Below are 20,975 nucleotides of genomic sequence, written 5' to 3' on the forward strand. Positions count from 1 at the left end.
CTCCGGCCTGTCGTTCGTATTCACGCTGTGCAAAGATTCCATTACTCTCGGTTTACCGAGTCTTGGTAGACCGGACTGATGGTCCTTGGGCCCCGCGGGACAGCCGCCGCGCCCACACCATCCCGCCAAACCGTCGCGATCAACGACAGCCGATCCGCTGACATGCACGACCGCCGGACCTGACTGCGTACGTTCCCCCGGAAAGACGGGACACCATGACCCTCGACATCTCCTCCGCACCCATCGCCTCCGACACCACCGACCACGCGCCGCCGGCGTCCGGTCGGACGCTCCCGCCGAGGAAGCCGCGCGGCCGAGGCCGCACCGTTCTCCTCCACGACCTGCCGGCCTCGCTGGCCGTGTTCCTCATCGCGGTGCCGTTCTCGCTCGGCATCGCCCTCGCCACCGGCGCGCCGCTGACCGCGGGCCTCGTGGCAGCCGCCGCCGGCGGCCTGGTCGCCGGCCTACTCGGCGGCACCCCGCTCCAGGTGAGCGGCCCGTCCGCCGCCCTCACCGTCATCACCGCGGGCGTCGTGGCGCAGTACGGCTGGCGGATCGCCTGCGCCGTCACCGTCGCCGCGGGCCTGCTGCAACTGCTGCTCGGCTCGCTGCGGGTCGCACGGGCGGCGCTCGCCGTCTCGCCCGCGATCGTGCACGGCATGCTCGCCGGTGTCGGCCTCACCATCGCCCTCGCCCAGCTCCACGTGGTCCTGGGCGGCTCCCCGCAGAGTTCGGCGCTGGCCAATCTGCTCGCGCTGCCCGGCCAGCTCGCGGGCCCGCACCTCCCGGCGCTGGCCGTCGGGGCACTCGCGGTCTCGGTGCTCTTCTGCTGGCCGCGCCTCGGCCGGCTGCCCGGCACCGCCGGCCGGGTCGGCGCACGGCTCTCCCGGCTGCCGTCGGCACTGGTCGCCGTCGCCGCCGGCACGCTCCTCTCCCTCGGGCTGGGCCTGCAGCTGGCCCGGGTCGAACTGCCCGGCTGGCAGCACCACGCGCTGGCGGCCGCACCGACGGGCCGTCTGCTCGCCGACCACTGGCCGGCCCTGCTCGCCGTGGCCCTGACGGTCACCGCCGTGGCGAGTGTGGAGTCCCTGCTGTCCTCGGTCGCCGTCGACCGGATGACCCACACCACCAGCGACCTGGACCGCGAACTGCGCGGGCAGGGTCTCGCCAACCTCTTCTCCGGGGTGCTCGGCGGGCTGCCGGTGGCCGGCGGCGCGGTCCGCAGCACGGCCAACGTGCAGGCCGGCGCCGTCTCCCGCTGGTCCGCCGTCCTGCACGGCTGCTGGGTGGTGCTGGCCGCACTGGCCCTGGCCGGCGGGCTGAGCCGCATCCCCCTCGCCGCACTGGCCGCACTGGTCCTCGTGGTGGGCATCCAGATGGTCAGTTTCGCCCACATCCGGCGCGTCCACCGGCACCGGGAGTTCCCGGTCTACCTGGGCACCGTCCTCGGCGTGGTCGCCCTGGGCGTCCCGCTCGGAGTGGCACTCGGCGGCACGGTCGCCGCGCTCCTCGCCCTGTACCGGCTGACCCGCGCCCGTGTCGACGTGACCGCCGACCCCGACGGCACCCACCACGTGCGCACGCACGGGCCGCTCACCTTCGCCACAGTGCCCCGGCTCAGCCGCACCCTCGCGCAGATCCCGCCGGGTGCCGCGGTCACCGTCCACCACGACGGCTCGTTCCTCGACCACGCCGCCTACGAGGCGCTGCATACCTGGCGGGCCATGTACCAGGCCGCCGGCGGACGGGTCGCCATGGTCACCGAAGCGCGCAGCCAGGAGGCGGTCCTCGACCCGGACGGCACCCTCCACCCCGACCCGGGCGCCGGGTCCCAGCAGTTCCGTGCCTGGACACCGTGGATGGGCCACCACAGCATCGAACCGGACGGCGACGACGTGCACGGGCGCCTGCTCGACGGGGTTCGCGGCTTCCAGGAGCACACCGCACCACTGGTCCGGCAGGAGCTGGCACGACTCGCGAGGGAGGGCCAGGCACCGTCACAGCTCTTCCTGACCTGCGCCGACTCCCGGATGGTCACCAGCATGATCACCAGCAGTGGCCCCGGCGACCTGTTCACCGTGCGGAACGTCGGCAACCTGGTGCCGGCCCCCCACGAGCCGGGGGCTGCCGACGACTCGGTGGCCGCGGCGGTGCAGTACGCCGTCGAGGTCCTGGAGGTCCGCTCCATCACGGTCTGCGGTCACTCCGGGTGCGGGGCGATGAAGGCCCTGCTGGACGGCATCCACGAGCAACCCGGGACACCGACGCCGCTCGCCCGCTGGCTGCGCAACGGCCGCGGCTCACTGGCCCGGTCCATGCGCGCACCGGCCCGCTTCGGCGACCGCCCGGCCGCCGACCCGGTGGAGGAGCTCTGCATCACCAACGTGGTGCAGCAACTGGACCAACTGCTCGCCAATCCCGCCGTCGAACGCCGCGTCGCCGCCGGGACCCTGCGACTGGTCGGCATGTACTTCGACTTCGCCACCGCACAGGCCTACGTCCTGGACGGCCCGAGCGGCCGCTTCACCCCGGTGGGTGCCGAGGTGCACCGCGAACCGCTCCCGGAACGGACACCGGTGACGGCCTGACATCCCGGCCCGGGGCCACCCGCGCCGACGACGGAAGGCGGCCCCGGGCCGACCAGCTTCCTCGGGCCGCCCGGGCAAGGCCGACCCGCCGGAGGGCCCAGAAGCACCAGGAGCCCGGGGGAGCCGGCCGACCCGCCGTCAGGACAGCAGCAGACCTGCGAGGTCCGCCGGTGTCACGTACCCGGGCCACCGGCCGTCCGAGAACAGGTGGACGCCGGCATCCAGATAGCACTGGTCGACGAGCTGGGAGCAGATCATGTGGCGGCTGCTGGCCACATAGTTCTTGATGAGCGGGCCGACCGGCAGACGGAAGCGGTGCGCCGCCAGCGCGAAGTAGTCGGCCACGCTGTACCCGACGCCCACGTATCCGCGGGCGGCCGCGACGATGGCCGCCCGCTGGGCGTCCGTCAGGTCGTACCTGCCGGAGGACCAGAGCGCGGACCTCCTGTCGTACACGGAGAGGGGGCGCAGTTCGGCTCCGCCGGGCTGCGCCTCGACCAGCTCACCGCCGCCGACATAGACGAAGGCGTGCTCGTAGTCGGCGAATCCGTCGCCGTTGAGCCACTGGCCGACCCGGATGAGCCGGCCGACGTGGCCGTCCATCCGGACGACTGCGAAATCCCCGGGAAGGCGCGGAGCCGAGGGGTGGGACGAAGAGGAAGAGGGAGGTGTCTGCATGACTCGAACCTCCGCCGCACGAGATGCGCCGTTGGTCGGGCCTGCGGCTGCGCCGCAGGCCCGCCTGGTCAGTGGAGTACCGATGCGTCGGGTCGTCAAGTACTCCTGCACCAGGAGTCCTCCGGTTCGCACACGGCTGCCGGCATCGCGCGGAACCCCGCAGGACCTTGCCCGACGCACTACGACGGCCCTGCCAAGTGGGTGTGCCCCACGTGGCGCAATTCCACCCATCTCCGCACACTTCTCTCACCTCGGACAGGTGTGCGGATGTCTGCGCGCGCCCCCTGCAGCCACCCTCGCAGACACCTCAGGGCGGACAGGCGACGGCACGACCACGGGAGTGCCGACCGGAAGTGCCGACCGGGAGCGGGCGCCGGCAACGGGCTCCGGCGGTCGGGTTCCGGTGGCCGGGCTCCGGCGGTCAGGCACAGGAAGCCGAGCAAAGGTCTACACCAATTCTCGGGAGGCTCTTGTCAACACACCCGTTCGCCTGGTGAGCTGTGTCATGGGACACACGGGACAATCCCACCGCATGGGATCACCCGGCAGATGAGACTCGATGAGGAGTGCGCGTTGAGCAACGAGAGCCTGGCCAATCTGCTCAAGGAGGAGCGCCGTTTCGCGCCGCCCGCAGGGCTCGCGGCGGCGGCCAACGTGACCGCGGACGCCTACCGGCAGGCCTCGCAGGACCGGCTCGCGTTCTGGGCCGAGCAGGCCCGCCGCCTCGACTGGGCCGTCGAGCCGACCGAGACCCTGGACTGGAGCAACGCCCCGTTCGCGAAGTGGTTCGCCGACGGCCGGCTGAACGTCGCCCACAACTGCGTCGACCGGCACGTGGAGGCCGGCCGCGGCGAGCGCGTCGCCATCCACTTCGAGGGCGAGGGCGGCGACACCCGCACCATCACCTACGCCCAGCTCAAGGACGAGGTCAGCCGGGCGGCGAACGCCCTCCTCGAGCTCGGCGTGGCCAAGGGCGACCGCGTCGCGATCTACCTGCCGATGATCCCCGAGGCCGTGGTCTCGATGCTGGCGTGCGCCCGGATCGGCGCCACCCACTCCGTCGTCTTCGGCGGTTTCTCAGCCGACGCCGTCGCCTCCCGTATCCAGGACGCCGACGCCAAGCTCGTCATCACCGCCGACGGCGGCCACCGCCGCGGCAAGCCGTCCGCCCTCAAGCCCGCCATCGACGAGGCCCTGACCCGCTGCCCGGGCGTCGAGCACGTCCTGGTGGTCCGCCGCACCGGCCAGGACACCGCCTTCACCGAGGGCCGCGACGTGTGGTGGCACGACGTCGTCGACCGCCAGTCCGCCGAGCACACCGCCGAGGCGCACGACGCCGAGCACCCTCTGTTCATCCTCTACACCTCCGGCACCACCGGTAAGCCCAAGGGCATCCTGCACACCACCGGCGGCTACCTCACCCAGGCCAGCTACACCCACCACGCCGTCTTCGACCTCAAGCCGGAGTCGGACGTGTACTGGTGCACCGCCGACATCGGCTGGGTCACCGGCCACTCGTACATCGTGTACGGGCCGCTCGCCAACGGCGCCACCCAGGTCATCTACGAGGGCACCCCGGACACCCCGCACCAGGGCCGCTTCTGGGAGATCGTGCAGAAGTACGGCGTCACCATCCTGTACACCGCGCCGACCGCGATCCGCACCTTCATGAAGTGGGGCGACGACATCCCCGCCAAGTTCGACCTGTCCAGCCTCCGGGTGCTGGGCAGCGTCGGCGAGCCGATCAACCCCGAGGCATGGGTCTGGTACCGCGATCACATCGGCGGCGGCCGCTGCCCGATCGTGGACACCTGGTGGCAGACCGAGACCGGCGCCATCATGATCAGCCCGCTGCCGGGCGTCACCGAGACCAAGCCCGGCTCCGCGCAGCGCGCGCTGCCCGGCATCGCGGCGACCGTCGTCGACGACGAGGCCAACGAGGTCCCGGACGGCTCCGGCGGCTACCTGGTGCTCACCGAGCCGTGGCCGTCCATGCTCCGCACCGTGTGGGGCGACGACCAGCGCTACATCGACACCTACTGGTCCCGCTTCGAGGGCCGCTACTTCGCCGGCGACGGCGCGAAGAAGGACGAGGACGGCGACATCTGGCTGCTCGGCCGGGTCGACGACGTCATGCTCGTCTCCGGGCACAACATCTCCACCACCGAGGTCGAGTCCGCGCTGGTCTCGCACCCGGCGGTGGCCGAGTCCGCGGTCGTCGGCGCCGCCGACGCCACCACCGGGCAGGCCATCGTCGCGTTCGTCATCCTGCGCGGCACCGCCGAGGTCACGGACGCCCTGGTCGAGGACCTGCGCGGGCACGTGGGCCGCACCCTGGGCCCGATCGCCAAGCCCAAGCGCGTCCTGGTCGTCAACGAGCTCCCGAAGACCCGTTCCGGCAAGATCATGCGCCGCCTGCTCCGCGACGTCGCCGAGAACCGCGAGATCGGTGACGTCACCACCCTCGCCGACTCCTCGGTGATGAGCCTCATCCAGGCCCAGCTGCCCACCGCCTCCAGCGAGGACTGACCACCGGCAGGAACCCCGCCCGCAGGGCAGGCAGACAACGGCCGTCCGGCCGCCCCGAAATCCAGGGGCGGCCGGACGGCCGCGGCGTTGCACAACAGGGCCGGGCGCACCGCACAAGCGTCGGACGCTCCGAGCACGGCGCCGGACGCTCCCGAGCAGCCGTCCCGCAGCAGCAGCGTCTCGTAGGCGGTCCGTACGAAGCGGCGCCGCGTGGTCGGGTGGCCCGTGCCCTCCGTCCGTACGGGTGCGGTGTCCCGGGCGGGCGCACGAGCCGACCATAAGGACGGACCTCCGTTCACGCATCCGGTCGCAGACCGTCCGAGGGGCCCTCGCCGACACGGCGGCAAGTGCCGGTCGCGTCGCGCCGGTCGCGAAAGCCGCGCACGTAGACTGCGCCCGACCCGTGCACCGCCCCCGCGCGGGGCCTGTCGGCCCCTCCGCCGAACCGACAAGCAACCGGACGAGGAAGCAGCAATCGCGGGCCCCATAGGATGCAGGGGCACAACGCAACTCCGAGGCGCGCCGGGAAGTCTGGTCGGCACTGCACACCGGTGTCCCCGCACGGGAGACCGTCCGCCCCGCCCCAGGAGGTCCCGCCGTGGCCAGGCCGTCCGCATCCGACCAGCCGCCCGTACCCGCGCAGCGCCGTGTCTTCCTCGGCCTGCTGCCGCTGCCCGAGCGCCGGATCATCCTGGACGCCCTGCGCACCGAGACAGTCGGCGGTGTCCTGCTCCTAGTCGCCGCGGTCGCGGCGCTCGTCTGGGCCAATGTCTGGCCGGGCTCGTACGAGGAGGTCATCGAGTACACCCTCGGCCCGTCCAAGCCGCTGCACCTGGACCTCACCGTCGAGGAGTGGGCCGCGGACGGCCTGCTGGCCATCTTCTTCTTCGTCGCGGGGATCGAGCTCAAGCGGGAGTTCACGGCGGGCGAGCTGCGCTCGCCGAGCGCAGCGGTGCTGCCGGTGGCGGCGGCGGTGAGCGGTGTCGTGCTGCCGGCGGTCGTCTTCACCGCCGTCAACCTCGGGCCGGGCGGCCACACCGACGGCTGGGCGATCCCGACCGCCACCGACATCGCCTTCGCACTGGGCGTGCTGGCCGTGGTGGGTAGTCAGCTCCCTTCGGCGCTGCGCGCCTTCCTGCTGACACTGGCCGTGGTCGACGACCTGATCGCGATCCTGATCATCGCGGTCTTCTACACCTCCGGCATCAAGTTCTGGGCGCTGGGGCTGTCCCTGGCCGGCCTGGTGCTGTTCTGGTTCCTGCACCGCCGGGACGTCCACGGCTGGTACCTGTACGTGCCGTTGGCGCTGGTGATCTGGGCGCTGATGCACGAGAGCGGCGTGCACGCCACGGTGGCGGGCGTGGCGATGGGGCTGCTGCTGCGCTGCCACACACGGCCGGGCGAGGAGCACTCCCCCGGCGAGCACATCGAGCACCAGGTGCGGCCGCTGTCGGCCGGTTTCGCGGTGCCGCTGTTCGCCCTGTTCGCGGCCGGGGTGACGATCTCCGGAAAGGCGCTCGGCGAGGTGTTCTCGCAGGCCACTCCGCTCGGTGTGGTGCTCGGCCTGGTGGCCGGCAAGACGGTCGGGGTGTTCGGCGGGACGTGGCTGGCGGCGCGCTACACCCGGGCCGAGCTCAATCCGCAGCTCGGCTGGGGCGACGTCTTCGCGCTGTCCACCCTGGCCGGCATCGGCTTCACGGTGTCCCTGCTGATCAGCGAGCTGGCCTTCCCGGACGACCACCTGCTGGCGGAGAAGTCCAAGGCCGCGGTGCTGACCGCTTCGGTGCTGTGCGCGGTGTTCGCGACCGTCCTGCTGAAGCTGCGGACCCGGCACTACCGCCTGCTGTACGAGGAGGAGAACGCGGACTCCGACCAGGACGGCATTCCGGACGTGTACGGGCGCCCCAACTGACGCGCTGTCTCCTGACACGCCGCCGGATAGGGGGCCGGAGTGGTGTGCGGGCATGCGGGGGAGGCATGATGCTGAGCTGTCGACCGAGTGCAGCCGCCGCGAAGGAGAACCGCCGATGTCCGCAGGAACCGCAGGCCGGGCCCCGTACGAGGGCGAGCGTTCCATCGGCGAGCTGTTCGCGGCGGCAACCACCGACCTCTCCGCCCTGGTGCACGACGAGATCGCGCTGGCCAAGGCGGAGATCCGGGCCGACGTCAAGCGCGGGGTCGCCGGCGGCGCCTCCTTCTCGGTCGCCGGCGTGGTGGCGCTCGCGTCCGTCCCGATGCTCAGCTTCGCCGCGGCCTACGGCCTGCAGGCGCTCGGGCTGACCCTGGGCTGGTCGTTCCTGATCGTGGGCGGCGCCTACCTGCTGCTGGCCGGCCTGCTCGGCCTGCTGGCGATGCGCTCGTTCAAGAAGATCGAGAAGCCGCACCGGACGATCGAGGGTGCCCAGGCGACCGCCGACGTGCTGAAGAACGCACGCCCGCGGCCGGCCACCAAGGAGGAGATCGACCGGGCGCTCGGCCGGATCTCCTGACGAGCCGGCGCCCGCCGGACCCTGCGGCGGCCGCCCGTACCGGATCGTTGCGAAGCGGCACGAGTGCCGGAGACGTGTTCGTAGCACGGGTATGACAGTCTCTCGGTATGCCGCTGGACCAGAAGCCCGTACCCGCGAAGCCCGCCGAGCCCCGGCCCGGGACGCCCCGGCCCGCCGCGGGCCGCTCCGCGTCCTCCCCCGGCGGACGCCAGGACGGCGCTGCCGGGGCCGCCTGGAGCGTCCGCGCGCCCGGCCCCTGGACGCACCGCGACCTCGCCGCCAACGGGGCCCGCTTCCACATCGCGGAGGCCGGCGAGGGCCCGCTGGTGCTGCTGGTGCACGGCTGGCCCGAGTACTGGTGGGCCTGGCGCCACCAGATGGCCGCCCTCGCCGAGGCCGGGTACCGGGCCGTCGCCCTGGACCTGCGCGGCATCGGCGGCAGCGACCGCACCCCGCGCGGCTACGACCCGGGCAACCTCGCGCTCGACATCACCGGTGTGATCCGGTCGCTCGGCGAGCGCCGCGCCCACCTGGTGGGGCACGCCACCGGCGGTTCGCTGGCCTGGGTGGCGGCCGTGATGCGGCCCTCGGTGATCCGCAGCCTGACCGTCGTCTCGGCGGCCCACCCCCGGCACCTGCGCCGGGCACTGCTCACCGACCGGCGGCAGATCGCCGCCTTCGAGCACGTACTGGGCTTCCAGCGGCCGTGGATTCCCGAGCGGCAGCTGGTCGCGGACGACGCCGCGCTGGTCGCCGACTACCTCCGCGCCTGGACGGGGCCGAACGGCATCGAGCCGGAGGCCGTCGAGGCGTACCGGAAGGCCATCCAGATCCCGTCCACGGCGCACTGCTCGATCGAGCCGTACCGGTGGCTGCTGCGGTCGATGGCCCGCCCGGACGGCATCCAGTTCGCGCGCCGGATGAAGAAGCCGATCACCGCGCCGACGCTGCACGTCCAGGGCGCCGCGGACCCGGTGCTGCTGGCGCAGACCGCGCTGGGCGCGGGCGAGTACGTGGAGGCTCCGTACCGGTGGCGGCTGCTGCCCGGGGTCGGCCATTTCCCGCACGAGGAGACCCCGGAGCAGGTCTCGGAAGAGCTGCTCGCATGGGTCCGTCAGCACACCGACTGAGCCTGACTATCACTCATATGACAATCGCATAGGCCAGATGGGAAGTCCGGAGGCGGTTACTCCTCTCGGCCTAGGGGCATCCATCCGGTATGACCTGGATGCCCGATCGCGATGCCGCACCGCGCCGACGCCGCCGCGGGAGCAGCACCTCGCAGAGCCAGTCCCACGAGTCCGAGTGGTCCTACGGGGCCTCGCCAGGACGGCCGGACGGCACAGGGGCGCACCGGCTCGGCATCCCCCGCATCCTGGGCCGCCGGGCCCGCTGGGTGGGCGCCCGGCTCCGCCGGGAGGGCTGACCGGGCCCGCGCACGGGGCCGGTGGCCGCAACCGCCGGCGGGCCCGCCGAACGGCGCCTCCGGGAAGGACGGTGCCTCCGGGAGAGGGTCAGAGCGCGCAGCCCTCGGTGTCCACCCGGGCGGTGGCGCTCGCGCCCTCGGCCGCGTCCTGGCGCACCTCGGCCGCCGTCAGCACGTAACCGGTGTCGGCGCTGTCCAGCGACTTGGCGAAGACCACGCCGTAGACCTCGCCGTTCGGGGTGAGCAGCGGGCCGCCGCTGTTGCCCTGGCGCACCAGCGAGCGGACGGAGTACACGTCGCGGACGACCTGGCCGCGGTGGTAGATGTCCGGGCCGTTGGCCTGGATGCGGCCGCGGATGCGGGCGGGCTGGACGTTGAAGGCGCCGTTCTCCGGGAAGCCGGCGACGATCGCGCTGTCGTTGGTGCGCGCGTCCCCGGCGAAGGGCAGGGCCGGGGCGTTCAGCTTCGGGACGTCCAGAACGGCGATGTCGCGCTGCCAGTCGTAGCGCACCACGGTCGCGTCGTAGACCCTGCCGGTACCGCCGATCTGCACGGTGGGCTCGTCGACGCCGCCGACCACGTGGGCGTTGGTCATCACCCGGTGCGGGGCGAAGACGAAGCCGCTGCCCTCCAGGGTCTTGCCGCAGGACGGCGCGGTGCCGACCACCTTGACCAGGCTCTGCTGGGCCCGCCGCACTGCGTCACTGCCGGCCAGGGCCGGGTCCGGCGCCTCGACCTCGGTGATCGGCTCGTGTTCGAAGGGGTTGAAGACCTGCGGGAAGCCGTTGCGGGCCAGTTCCTTGCTGAAGTCGGAGAACCAGTTCGGTGCGTCGGCCGGCAGCACGTCCTGGACGGTGGAGAGCACCTTCGAGGTGCGGACCTGCTTGGAGACCGTGGGCAGTGAGGTGCCGGCCAGCGCCGAGCCGATCAGCCAGGCCACCAGCAGCATCGAGATCACGTTGACCACCGAGCCGCCGATCGCGTCCAGGGTCTTGGCCCGGCGGCGGCCGATCCTGCCGCGCAGCTTCCAGCCGTAGTGCGTGGTGATCGCCTGGCCGACCGCCGCGAGGACGATCACCACCACGACCGCGACCACCGACGCCGTGGTGCCCGGGCCTAGCCGGCGCAGCAGCAGCGGCAGCAGCTGGACCGCGATCAGGCCGCCGCCGAGGAACCCGAGGACGGACAGCACGCCCACCACGAAGCCCTGACGGTAGCCGGTCACGGCGAAGCCCGCCGCGGCGGCGATCAGCAGCAGATCCAGGACATTCACCCAGATACCCTCCCATGGACGGAGCCCGGCCCCGCACGGGCCACCGGCCCGGCGCCCTCAGCGGGGTGCGGGCGAGCCCCGGTCGCGCTGCCGGTCGGGTGCGGTGAGCTGCAGGGCCTCCTCGGAGAGGGCCAGGGTGCGGCTCCTGTCCCAGGGCTGCTCCAGGCCGCTGTAGTGCAGCACCCGGTCGATGACCCCGGCCGTGAAGCCCCACACCAGTCGGTCGGCGACCTCGAACGCCGGGCCGGTGTAGCCGGAGGGGTGCCGCAGCCGGGCCCGGTTCGCCGGGTCGGTGAGGTCCGCGATCGGCACCCGGAAGACCGCGCCGGTCTCGGCCGGGTCCACCGGCCCCACCGGGCTCTCCCGGCGCCACCAGCCCAGCACGGTGGTCACCACGAAGCCGGAGACCGGGATGTAGAGCGCGGGGAGGGTCGCGAAGACCTGGACGCCCGTCGGGTCGAGGCCGGTCTCCTCCTCGGCCTCCCGCAGGGCCGCGGCGACCGGCCCGGGCCCGGCCGGGTCGCCGTCCTCCGGGTCGAGCGCGCCGCCGGGGAAGGACGGCTGGCCAGCGTGCGCCCGCAGCGAGCGGGCCCGCTCGATCAGCAGCAGCAGCAGGTCGGGACCGGCCGCGCCCTCGCCGAACAGCATCAGCACCGCGGACGGCCGGCCGCCCTCGGTCGGCGGGAGGAAGCGGCTGAGCTGCTCGGGCAGTACCGACTCGGCGGCCGCCCGCACCGGCAGCAGCCACTCGGGCAGTCCGTCCCGTTCGATCGCGGCCGTCATCCGGCGACCGCCATGTCCGCGACCTCGCCGTCGTGCGCGTCGGCCTCGGCGCGGGCCGCCGCCTCGCCCGGGAAGTCCGCGGGCGGGCGCAGCCGCTGGCCGGGCTTTCCGGCCAGTTCGTACTTGAGCAGCTTCGCGGCCTTCTCCGGGTCGGTCTCGCCGGCGCCGTAGGCGGGGCAGAGCGAGGCGACCGGGCAGGCGCCGCAGGCCGGCTTCTGGGAGTGGCAGACGCGGCGGCCGTGGAAGACCACGCGGTGGGAGAGCATCGTCCACTCGGAGCGGGGGAAGATCTCGGCGACGGCCGCCTCGACCTTCTCCGGGTCCTCCTCCTGCGTCCAGGCGAAGCGGCGGGCGAGCCGGCCGAAGTGGGTGTCGACGGTGATCCCCGGGACGCCGAAGGCGTTGCCGAGGACGACGTTGGCGGTCTTCCGGCCGACGCCGGGCAGGGTGACGAGGTCGGCGAGGCGGCCGGGCACCTCGCCGCCGAAGTTGTCGCGCAGTGCGGCGGAGAGGCCGAGCAGGGACTTCGCCTTGTTGCGGAAGAAGCCGGTCGGCCGGATGATCTCCTCCAGCTCCTCGGGGACGGCTGCCGCCATGTCCTCCGGCGTCGGGTACTTCGCGAAGAGCGCCGGGGTGGTCTGGTTGACCCGGAGGTCGGTGGTCTGGGCCGACAGCACGGTCGCCACCAGCAGCTGGAAGGGGTTGTCGAAGTCCAGCTCCGGGTGCGCGTACGGGTACAGCTCCGCGAGCGCCCGGTTGATCCTCCGTGCCCGCCGCACCATCGCCAGGTGGGACTCCGGCTTCTTCGGCCGCGCCGCCCTGGGCCTGGCCGTCCGGACCTTGCTCTCTGCCATGCAGGAAGGCTACGCCCCGCGACCGGTCGTGCGGGACCGATTGGCCCGCCGCCGCCACCGGCCGGCGCCGCGGTGTGCGGGCGGCCGCCGAAATCGGGTGACAGACCATCAGTCCGAGTACTTATGCTGAGTTCTGCATTGCTATTCATTCTAGGGAGAGGGACGGCCATGGCGGTCGCAGGGCCTCGGGGGTACCGCTCGTACACCGCGAACATGGGGCTGAAGGACTCGGCGGACGACTTCGCACTGGTGGTGTCCGAGGTGCCGGCGGTGTCGGCGGCGGTCTTCACCCGGTCGCGGTTCGCCGGACCGAGCGTGGTCCTGAGCAGGATCGACGCCGCGCCGCAGCGGAGCCGCGGGATGGTGGTCGTCGCCCGCAACGCCAATGTGGCGACCGGCCGGGTCGGTGCGCTGCACGCCGAGGAGGTCCGCCGGCTCGCCGCCGCGAAGGCCGGGGTGCTGCCGGAGGAGCTGGTGATCGGTTCGACCGGGGTGATCGGGCGCCCGTATCCGATGGAGCGCCTCCGCGCGGGCATCGGGGCGGTGCCGACGCCCCTGCCGGCGGCCGACTTCGAGGCCGCGGCGGCCGCGATCATGACCACCGACACCCGGCCCAAGTCCGTCCGCCTGCGCTGCGGGGCCGCGACCGTGGCCGGCATCGCCAAGGGCGTCGGCATGATCGAGCCCGACATGGCGACCATGCTGGCCTTCTTCTTCACCGACGCACGGATCGCTGCCGACCGGCTCGACGCCGTCTTCCGTCGGGTGGTCGACCGGACGTTCAACGCGCTCAGCATCGACACCGACACCTCGACCAGCGACACCGCCGCCGTCTTCGCCAACGGCCTGGCCGGGCCGGTGGACGAGGCGGAGTTCGAGGAGGTGCTGCACCGGGCGGCGCTCACCCTCGTCCGCAGCATCGCCTCGGACGGGGAGGGCGCGACCAAGCTCCTGGAGGTGCGGGTCACCGGCGCCCGCGACACGGCCCAGGCGAAGCGGGTCGGCAAGGCGGTGGTGAACTCCCCGCTGGTGAAGGCCTCCGTGCACGGGGCCGACCCCAACTGGGGCCGGATCGCGATGGCCGTCGGCAAGCTCTCCGACGAGGCCGACATCGTGCAGTCCCGGCTGCGCATCCACTACGGCGGGACGGAGATGTTCCCGCGGGAGCCGGACGCGGCGGCGCTGGTGCGGGCCCGGTCGCACCTCGCCGGGGCCGAGGTCGTCGTCCGGATCGACCTCGGCATCGCCGACGGGGAGTTCACGGTGTACGGCTGCGACCTGACCGAGGGCTACGTCCGGCTCAACGCCGGGTACACCACCTGACGCCGGGGCAGCAGCCGGGCCGTCAGTACGGCCGGTGTCAGCACTGCCAGAGGAAGGCGCCGCTGCCGCAGGGCTCGCAGGCGAAGGCGTAGGCGCAGCCGCTGCCGAAGTTCATCGCCGTGAGGGAATCCGGGCCCTCCTCCAGCTGGGCGACGAACACCATCTCCTGCCCGCAGGACGGACAGTCGGGCGTCTGCTCGTACTGGAGCCATTCGGGCTCTCCGCCGAGCCGTCCCAGCGGGGCCTCGGAGCGCGGTGCCAGTCGGGCCCGGGCGTAGTCCCCGCCGGGAGCCGCCCGGTAGGCGACGGCGCGCACCGCGCCGAGCAGGCGCGGGTCCTCGTCGTCCTCGTCGTGGCCTGCCGGGAGGTCGGGCAGCGGCAGCGGGCGGACGCCGTCGGCGGGCAGGACCAGCGCCCGGTTGCCGCCCGCGTCGGCACTCCACTCCTGGCAGCCGCCGGGGTCGTTCTGGCACATGAACAGCGCGAGCAGGCCCCGGCCCTCCGCGGCCCCCTCGCCGGCCTCCCGCCCGAGGTCGTCGAGCAGGATCTGGGCGAGGAACTGCATCGGCCCGCCGCAGGTCGCGCAGTCCGGCCAGTCCGTCCCGGCCGGGGCCAGCGGCACGCCGCCGGTACGGGTGAGCAGGGCGTCGGGCGCCATCGGGCCGGCGTCGGTCATCAGGATCGTCACGGCAGGCCACGATAGGGCGGGCCACCGACGCCGGCGGTGTCAGCCGGCCGCCGGGACGGCCCCGAGGTCCTTGCAGAGAGCGGTCGGGAAGGCAGGCTCGACGCGCTGCACGGCCGTGCAGCCCGCGCCGCCGGCCGAGGTGACCGCCGTCCACCCGGAGGCCGCCGCCCGGTAGAACCAGCGGGTGGTACGGACGTGGTTGTCGCAGCCGGGGCCGGGGTCGCCGCACACCGGGCCGGTCGGCGCCGAGAGGTCGAGGACGAGCCAGTGCCCGTCGCAGCCGCGCACCGTCCAGCCGGTGTGCTGCGGCGAGTCGGCGCCGGTCAGCGCCTGCCGGTACGAATCAGCGGTGCAGCCGGTCGGGGCAGGGTTGCAGCCGAGTTCCCCGCACCGGCGGAGGGCCGGCGGGGTGGCGCCCGCGGCGGTGAAGGAGTGAGTGCCGCCGACCAGGACGGTGCGGTCGCCGACCGGCGCCGGCAGCGGCACCTCGACGGTGGCGGCCTCCGAGCTCGTGCAGCCGGAACTCCGGTCCATGGAGCGGGACTCGAAGGTGATCCGGACATCCACCGCACCGGGGCGGGAGCCCGTCACCTCGCCTGTGAGTCCGCGGGTGCAGTTCTCGGCACCGGACGGGACCTTCACATCGACGACCAGGGAACGGCCGTCGGGCGTGGTGCGGACGGCGTCGACGGCGGAGACCCCCATCACCGTCCACGGGATCTCCGCGGCGTCCGGCCGGGTGCCCTGCCCGGTGACGGTGCTGCCGCACCCGGCGAGCACAGCGGCCAGCAGTGTGGTGAGCACGACGGCGAGCAGCGTACGGAGCCCGTTCTTCGGCAGGGCTGCGGGCTGTGCGGCACGCGCGGGCGTCATCGGTCCCCCCGGTTCGATCGTCCGCCGACCACCCTATCGGCGGCGCGTCAGAGGGGCTCGCCGCAGCGCACGTTCCACCGGCCGGCCCGGCCGCTGAGGTGGGTGGCGGTGAGCGGGCGGACGTCGAGGCGCCGGAAGGCGGCGGCAGGGGCGCCGAGGGCGTGCAGCGCGGCGGCGCGGACGGTGTCCGGTTCGACGACGGCGATCAGCGAGGCCGGCTCCTCGGGGAGGCCGTCCAGCCAGGCGGCGACCCGGTCGAGCAGCGCCTGCAGCGGCTCGCCGCCGTGCGGGGCGGCCGCCGGTTCGGCGAGCCAGCGGGAGAGGGCCTCCGGCTCGGTCGCGGCGACCTCGTCCAGGGTGCGGCCCCGCCAGCGGCCCACGGCGCAGCCGGCCAAGGCGGGTTCGTCGGCGGGCGCGGGCAGGCCGAGCGCCTCGGCGGTCTGCCGGCAGCGCGGGGACGGGGAGGCCAGCACCCGGCCGGCCGGGCGGAGGGTGCCGGCGGCTCGGGCGGCGGCGCGCAGCCCGTGGTCGTCGAGCGGTGAGCCGTCGTCGAAGCGGGCGGCGCGGGCGGCCTCGCTCATGGCCGCTGAGATCAATGTCACGCGCATGACCGCGTCCTCCCCCAACTCCGTCTGCCGGTGGGCGAATCGCCGCCGGTGAGGGCACGGCCGGGTGCCGCGGCGCGCCATTGGTGGTGAATGCGCCGTCCGCACGCCCTTGGCGGGCCCTGCCCTTGACGGTACCTTCTTGCCGATGTGCGACGGCACGACGGAAGCCCGGTGGAACTCCGGCACGGTCGCGCCACTGTGTGCCGACGGGTCGCCCCCTGCGGGAGGCGGGCTGTCGGTGAGTCAGACCCACTGCCGTCGACTGTGCACCATCTAGCGGGACGCGAGTTCCCGAGGAGGTCCTGCCATGGCCCAGTCCGCCGCTCCTGCGGTCGTCTCCCCCGTCGGCCAGTCCGCCGCACCGCTCTCCGTCAAGGCGATCCTGCCCTGGGCGGTGTTCTTCGGCATCCTGATGATGACCCTCGTCTACTTCGTCGGCGCCGAGCAGGGCGCCGTCTCCCTCATCGCCGGCGAGGACGTGCACGAGTGGGTGCACGACGGTCGCCACCTGCTCGGCTTCCCCTGCCACTGACGGGACGGGCACCGTGAACAACTCCACACCCGTCAGATCCCTGCTCGTCCGCGGCATGCTGGGCGGGCTGGGCGCAGCCGTGCCCGCCCTGCTGGTCGCCTACCTGCTGGGCGAGCCCCGGGTCGAAGCCGCCATCGCGTACGAGGAGTCGCAGCCCCACACCCACGAGCACGGGGTGGAGCTGGTGAGCCGGTCGATGCAGTCCACGGCCGGCCTCGCCACCGGCATCCTGGTGTTCGGCGTGGCGCTGGGCGGCATCCTCGCCCTGGCGTTCTGCTTCGCGCTGGGCCGGATCGGCCGCTTCGGCCCCCGGGCCACGGCGATGCTGGTCGCCGGCACCGGCCTGGTCGCCGTGTACGTCGTCCCGTTCCTCAAGTACCCGGCCAACCCGCCCGCGGTGGGTGATCCGGAGACCATCGGGCAGCGCACCACGCTGTACTTCCTGATGATGCTGCTGGGTCTGCTGCTGTCGATCGCCGCGGTGATCCTCGGCAAGCGGCTGGCACCGCGTCTGGGCAACTGGAACGCCTCGGTGGCCGCGGTGGCCGCGTTCGTCCTGGCCGTGGGCCTGGCGTACGCGTTCCTGCCGTCGTTCAACGAGGTGCCGGCGGACTTCTCGGCCACCCTGCTGTGGCAGTTCCGGCTGGCGACCTTGGCCGTGCAGGCCACCCTCTGGGTGGGCTTCGGCCTGGTCTTCGGCCACCTCGCCGAGCGCCTGCTGAACCCGAGGCCCGCTGCGGCGGCCGCACCGGATGCGGTGGCCTCGGCAGCCTGACAGGCAAGTGAGGGGGCGCGGGGGACTGCGCGGTTCGGATGCGGGCGTCACGACAGCCTCCGGATCGCGCAGCCCCCGCGCCCCCTCCGTTGCACCCGTGCGTCAGCCGCCGAGGTGGCGGCGGAGGAAGCGGAGGGCGGCCTCGTCGTCGTCCGGCCCGCCGGCTTCGTGGCCGTTGTAGCGCCAGACGTCGATCTGCTTCGGCCCGGCGTAGGCGTTGTGGGCGGCGAAGACCGTGGACGGCGGGACGATCTGGTCCATCAGGGCCGCGGAGAAGCGGGCCGGGGCGGTGGCGCGGGCGGCGAAGTGCACGCCGTCCATGTAGGAGAGGGTGCGGTGCACCTGTTCGTCGCGGCCGCGGTGGATGGCGAGGTAGTCGGCGATCTCCCGGAACGGGTGGGCGTCGGTGACGACCACGGCCCGCGGGAAGTCGCAGAGGAACGGCACGTGCGCGACGATCGCGGCGAGGTCGGGGACGAGGCCGGCCGCGGCGAGGGCGGTGCCGCCGCCCTGGCTGTTCCCCATGACGGCGACCCGGTCCGGGTCCACGGCGGGCAGGGTGCGTACGGCGTCGACGGCCCGCACGGCGTCGGTGAACAGCCGCCGGTAGTAGTAGCCGTGCGGGTCCTCGATGCCGCGGGTCATCACGCCGGGGACCTGCGGGCCCGCGGGGCCCGAGTCGGGGGTGTCGCCGCGGCTCCACACCGAGCCCTGCCCGCGGGTGTCCATCTGCAGGTGGGCGAAGCCGGCGGAGGCCCAGACGAGGTTCTCCAGGACGTGGCCGCGGCCGCCGCCGTAACCGACGTACTGGACGACCGCGGGCAGCGGTCCTCCGGCTCCGCGCGGGAGCCGCAGCCAGGCCCGGACGGGCTCGCCGGCGTACCCGGGGAAGGTGACGTCGAAGGTGTCGACGGTGGTCAGCCCGGTCGGCACGGGGACGGCGGTGGCCTCGCCGCCCGCGGCCCGGGCCTCGGCGAGGGTCTTCTGCCAGAAGGCGTCGAAGTCGGCGGGCTCGGTCTGGGTGCTGCGGTACGAGCGGAGTTGGTCCTCGGGCAGGTCGGTGAACAACGTCGGCTCCTTCGACGGTGGTGCGGCTGTGCTGTCGGGGTCCACCTGCCCCGGCCCCGGCCGCCGCACTCCGGGAAGCGGGGTCCGGAGTGCAGGAGGCCGGGGCAGGTGGGGTCCGGGGGCTACACCGTGTCGAAGGCGGGGTGCAGCCGGCGGGTGTGGTCGACGGTGCGGACGGGGCCGGTGAGCTCGACGGCCGCGGTGAGCCGCGGGTCGGTGCTGGAGGCCGCGAGGTGGATCTCCAGCGCGCCGGGTTCGACGATCCGGCGGCCGTCGCGCCCGGTGAAGGAGGCCAGGTCGGCGGGGACGGTGACGGTGATCCTGCAGGCCTCGCCCGCTTCGAGCGGCAGCCGCAGGTAGCCGATCAGCCGCTGGACGGGCTGCACCACGGAGGCGACCGGGTCGTGCAGGTAGACCTGCACCACCTCGGTGCCGGCCCGCCCGCCGGTGTTGCGCACGGTCAGCGCCAGCCGGAACTCGCCCGCGGTGTCGGCGAGGTCGTTCTCCACGGCGAGGTCCGACCAGTCGAAGGCGGTGTAGGTGAGGCCGTGGCCGAAGCCGTACGCCGGGGTCGGGTCGGTGCTGGAGACGTCGGTGGGTCCGGCGAGGCGGGCGGCCAGGTAGGAGGAGGGCTGGACGCCGGGGCGGCGGGGCACGCTGACCGGCAGTCGGCCGGAGGGGGCGACGCGTCCGCTGAGGACGCCGGCGACGGCTCCGGTGCCCTCCTCTCCGGGGAAGAAGGCCTGCACGATCGCGGCCGCCTCGGTGACGGCCCGGCCGAGTGCGTAGGGGCGGCCGGCGAGCAGGGTGACCACCACGGGGGTGCCGGTGTCGAGCAGGGCGTCGAGCAGCTGCTGCTGGACGCCGGGGAGTTCCAGGGACTCGGCGTCGCAGCCCTCGCCGCTGGTGCCGCGGCCGAAGAGGCCGGCCCGGTCGCCGAGGGCGAGCACCACGACGTCGGCGGCGCGGGCGGCGGCCACCGCCTCGGCGAAGCCGGCGGTGTCGGCGGTGTCGATGCCGGCGCCGGGCAGGGTGGTGATCTCGCTGTCCGGGAATTCGGCGGCCAGCGTCTCGCGCAGGGTGGGCAGCCGGACGCCGACCGGGGTGTCCGGGTGCTGGCGGCCGACGTGCACGGGGAAGGCGTAGCAGCCGAGCACGGCGGTCGGCTCGTCGGCGTTGGGGCCGACGAGGGCGATCCGGGCGGGCCGGGCGAGCGGCAGGGTGCCGTCGTTGCGGAGCAGGACGACGGCCTGTTCGGCGATCTCGCGGGCGAGTTCGCGGTTGCCGGCCGGGTCGAGGTCGACGGTGCCGCGGAGGGCGGCCGGGTCGCCGAGGTCGGCGCCGGCGAGCACGGCCGGGACGGGTGTCCAGTCGGGGTCGAGCAGGCCGAGTTCGGCCTTCTGGACGAGGACGCGGCGCAGCGCCCGGTCGATCAGTGCCTCGGGGACGCGGCCGTCGGTGACCGCCTCCAGGAGCGGTTCGCCGAAGGTCTTCACGGTGGGCAGTTCGACGTCGACGCCGGCGGCGAGGGCGGCACCGGCGGCCTCCGCCCAGTCGCCCGCGATGCCGTGCAGTGTCTTGAGGAAGCCGATGCCGAAGTAGTCGGCGACCACGGTACCGGTGAATCCCCAGGTGTCGCGGAGGAGTTCGGTGAGCAGGCGGTCGTCGGCGGCGGACGGCACGCCGTCGGTGTCGGTGTAGGCGTGCATCACGGACCGGACGCCGCCCTCGCGGACGGCCATCTCGAACGGCGGCAGGATGACGTCGGCGCGTTCCCGGGCGCCCATGCCGACCGGGGCGAGGTTGCGGCCGGCGCGGGAGGCGGAGTAGCCGGCGAAGTGCTTGAGGGTGGCGACGATCCCGGCGGACTCCAGGCCCTGCACGTACGCGGTGCCGACGGTGCCGACCAGGTACGGGTCCTCGCCGGCGGTCTCCTCGACGCGGCCCCAGCGGGCGTCGCGCACGACGTCCAGGACGGGTGCCAGGCCCTGGTGGATGCCGACCGAGCGCATGTCGGCGCCGATCGCGGCGGCCATCCGGCGGACCAGCGACGGGTTGAAGGTGGCGCCCCAGGAGAGCGGCACGGGGTAGGCGGTGGCCTTCCAGGCGGCGAAGCCGGCCAGGCACTCCTCGTGGGCGACGGCCGGGATGCCGAACCGGTTGGCGGCGGCGATCCGCTGCTGGGTGCGCAGCAGGGAGAGCGCGCCGGTCGCCGGGTCGACGGGGGCGGTGCCGAACGGCCGGGTGAGCTGCCCGAGTCCGTGCGGCAGCAGCCCGTCGAGGTCGGCCGCTGGCTCCATCTCGTTCTGGTACGGGGCGACTTCGCCGCCCTCGTCGGAGGCGCCCACCCAGACGCCGAACAGCTGGGCGATCTTCTCCCGGAGGGTCATCGCGGCGATCAGCGCGTCCGCCCGGGCCTGCGGGTCCAGGGCGGTGTCGTGCCAGGCGGGGACGGAGGAAGCGGTCTCTACGGCCAGGTTCACGATGT

Annotated in this window: 18 protein-coding genes; 9 read left to right on the forward strand and 9 right to left on the reverse strand. The window is 73.7% G+C overall.

What is annotated here, in order from left to right; all coding sequences use genetic code 11:
• Positions 1-215 precede the first annotated feature (215 nt).
• On the forward strand, positions 216-2,588 hold the full coding sequence (locus tag ACQ614_RS16885; RefSeq protein ID WP_431679391.1) for a SulP family inorganic anion transporter: 2,373 nt from the start codon (positions 216-218) through the stop codon (positions 2,586-2,588).
• A gap of 138 nt (positions 2,589-2,726) precedes the next feature.
• On the opposite strand, the gene ACQ614_RS16890 is transcribed toward ACQ614_RS16885, so the two are convergent.
• Positions 2,727-3,191, reverse strand: coding sequence for a hypothetical protein (locus ACQ614_RS16890; RefSeq protein ID WP_431679392.1), 465 nt, complete (start codon positions 3,189-3,191; stop codon positions 2,727-2,729).
• Positions 3,192-3,839: 648 nt separating this feature from the next.
• Here ACQ614_RS16890 and acs point away from each other — a divergent pair.
• The 5 genes from acs to ACQ614_RS16915 all read left to right on the forward strand — a co-directional run bounded on the left by acs (position 3,840) and on the right by ACQ614_RS16915 (position 9,710).
• The gene (acs, locus tag ACQ614_RS16895; RefSeq protein WP_363490496.1) at positions 3,840-5,795 is read left to right on the forward strand and encodes an acetate--CoA ligase; all 1,956 of its coding nucleotides are present in this window, start codon (positions 3,840-3,842) and stop codon (positions 5,793-5,795) included.
• Positions 5,796-6,393: 598 nt separating this feature from the next.
• Positions 6,394-7,707 carry a Na+/H+ antiporter NhaA gene (gene nhaA / locus ACQ614_RS16900; RefSeq protein WP_431679393.1) on the forward strand — a complete coding sequence of 438 codons (1,314 nt, stop codon included), beginning with the start codon at positions 6,394-6,396 and terminating at the stop codon, positions 7,705-7,707.
• Between the two features lie 115 nt (positions 7,708-7,822).
• On the forward strand, positions 7,823-8,284 hold the full coding sequence (locus tag ACQ614_RS16905; protein WP_431679394.1) for a phage holin family protein: 462 nt from the start codon (positions 7,823-7,825) through the stop codon (positions 8,282-8,284).
• A 107-nt stretch (positions 8,285-8,391) separates the two neighbouring features.
• On the forward strand, positions 8,392-9,414 hold the full coding sequence (locus ACQ614_RS16910) for an alpha/beta fold hydrolase (protein WP_431679395.1): 1,023 nt from the start codon (positions 8,392-8,394) through the stop codon (positions 9,412-9,414).
• Between the two features lie 98 nt (positions 9,415-9,512).
• A complete protein-coding gene (locus ACQ614_RS16915) occupies positions 9,513-9,710 on the forward strand; it encodes a hypothetical protein (protein ID WP_431679396.1) in 198 nt (65 codons plus the stop codon).
• Positions 9,711-9,798: 88 nt separating this feature from the next.
• Here the strand turns inward: ACQ614_RS16915 and ACQ614_RS16920 are convergent, their stop codons facing one another.
• The 3 genes from ACQ614_RS16920 to nth are packed head-to-tail and all read right to left on the reverse strand — an operon-like array spanning position 9,799 to position 12,620.
• Positions 9,799-10,983 (reverse strand): MarP family serine protease, encoded by a 1,185-nt coding sequence (locus tag ACQ614_RS16920; RefSeq protein WP_363490506.1) that lies wholly within the window; start codon positions 10,981-10,983, stop codon positions 9,799-9,801.
• 57 nt (positions 10,984-11,040) lie between these two features.
• Positions 11,041-11,766: an NUDIX hydrolase gene (locus tag ACQ614_RS16925; RefSeq protein ID WP_431679397.1), complete on the reverse strand. Its 726-nt coding sequence runs from the start codon at positions 11,764-11,766 to the stop codon at positions 11,041-11,043.
• Positions 11,763-12,620 (reverse strand): endonuclease III, encoded by an 858-nt coding sequence (gene nth, locus ACQ614_RS16930; protein WP_431679398.1) that lies wholly within the window; start codon positions 12,618-12,620, stop codon positions 11,763-11,765. The genes ACQ614_RS16925 and nth overlap by 4 nt, the downstream gene beginning before the upstream one ends.
• Before the next feature lie 168 nt (positions 12,621-12,788).
• Between nth and argJ the strand changes: the two genes are divergently transcribed.
• Positions 12,789-13,943 carry a bifunctional glutamate N-acetyltransferase/amino-acid acetyltransferase ArgJ gene (gene argJ / locus ACQ614_RS16935; protein WP_431679399.1) on the forward strand — a complete coding sequence of 385 codons (1,155 nt, stop codon included), beginning with the start codon at positions 12,789-12,791 and terminating at the stop codon, positions 13,941-13,943.
• A gap of 37 nt (positions 13,944-13,980) precedes the next feature.
• Here the strand turns inward: argJ and ACQ614_RS16940 are convergent, their stop codons facing one another.
• Genes ACQ614_RS16940 through ACQ614_RS16950 form a run of 3 tightly spaced genes read right to left on the reverse strand, consistent with a single transcriptional unit; the run spans position 13,981 to position 16,112 of the window.
• On the reverse strand, positions 13,981-14,631 hold the full coding sequence (locus tag ACQ614_RS16940; protein WP_431679400.1) for a DUF1963 domain-containing protein: 651 nt from the start codon (positions 14,629-14,631) through the stop codon (positions 13,981-13,983).
• 39 nt (positions 14,632-14,670) lie between these two features.
• A complete protein-coding gene (locus tag ACQ614_RS16945; protein ID WP_431679401.1) occupies positions 14,671-15,504 on the reverse strand; it encodes a hypothetical protein in 834 nt (277 codons plus the stop codon).
• Positions 15,505-15,551: 47 nt separating this feature from the next.
• Positions 15,552-16,112, reverse strand: coding sequence for a histidine phosphatase family protein (locus ACQ614_RS16950; protein ID WP_431679402.1), 561 nt, complete (start codon positions 16,110-16,112; stop codon positions 15,552-15,554).
• Positions 16,113-16,419: 307 nt separating this feature from the next.
• Here ACQ614_RS16950 and ACQ614_RS16955 point away from each other — a divergent pair, with 307 nt between their 5' ends.
• Together ACQ614_RS16955 and ACQ614_RS16960 are read left to right on the forward strand one after the other, a co-directional pair.
• Positions 16,420-16,644, forward strand: coding sequence for a CbtB domain-containing protein (locus tag ACQ614_RS16955; protein ID WP_363490516.1), 225 nt, complete (start codon positions 16,420-16,422; stop codon positions 16,642-16,644).
• 13 nt (positions 16,645-16,657) lie between these two features.
• A complete protein-coding gene (locus ACQ614_RS16960; protein WP_431679403.1) occupies positions 16,658-17,419 on the forward strand; it encodes a CbtA family protein in 762 nt (253 codons plus the stop codon).
• Between the two features lie 102 nt (positions 17,420-17,521).
• Here ACQ614_RS16960 and ACQ614_RS16965 read toward each other — a convergent pair whose 3' ends face one another.
• Both ACQ614_RS16965 and ACQ614_RS16970 read right to left on the reverse strand, forming a co-directional pair.
• Positions 17,522-18,487 (reverse strand): acetylxylan esterase, encoded by a 966-nt coding sequence (locus tag ACQ614_RS16965; RefSeq protein WP_431679404.1) that lies wholly within the window; start codon positions 18,485-18,487, stop codon positions 17,522-17,524.
• Between the two features lie 122 nt (positions 18,488-18,609).
• Positions 18,610-20,970 (reverse strand): beta-glucosidase, encoded by a 2,361-nt coding sequence (locus ACQ614_RS16970; protein ID WP_431679405.1) that lies wholly within the window; start codon positions 20,968-20,970, stop codon positions 18,610-18,612.
• Positions 20,971-20,975: the final 5 nt, after the last annotated feature.

This window comes from Kitasatospora dryopteridis (genome assembly GCF_050749075.1).
Taxonomy (GTDB): domain Bacteria; phylum Actinomycetota; class Actinomycetes; order Streptomycetales; family Streptomycetaceae; genus Kitasatospora.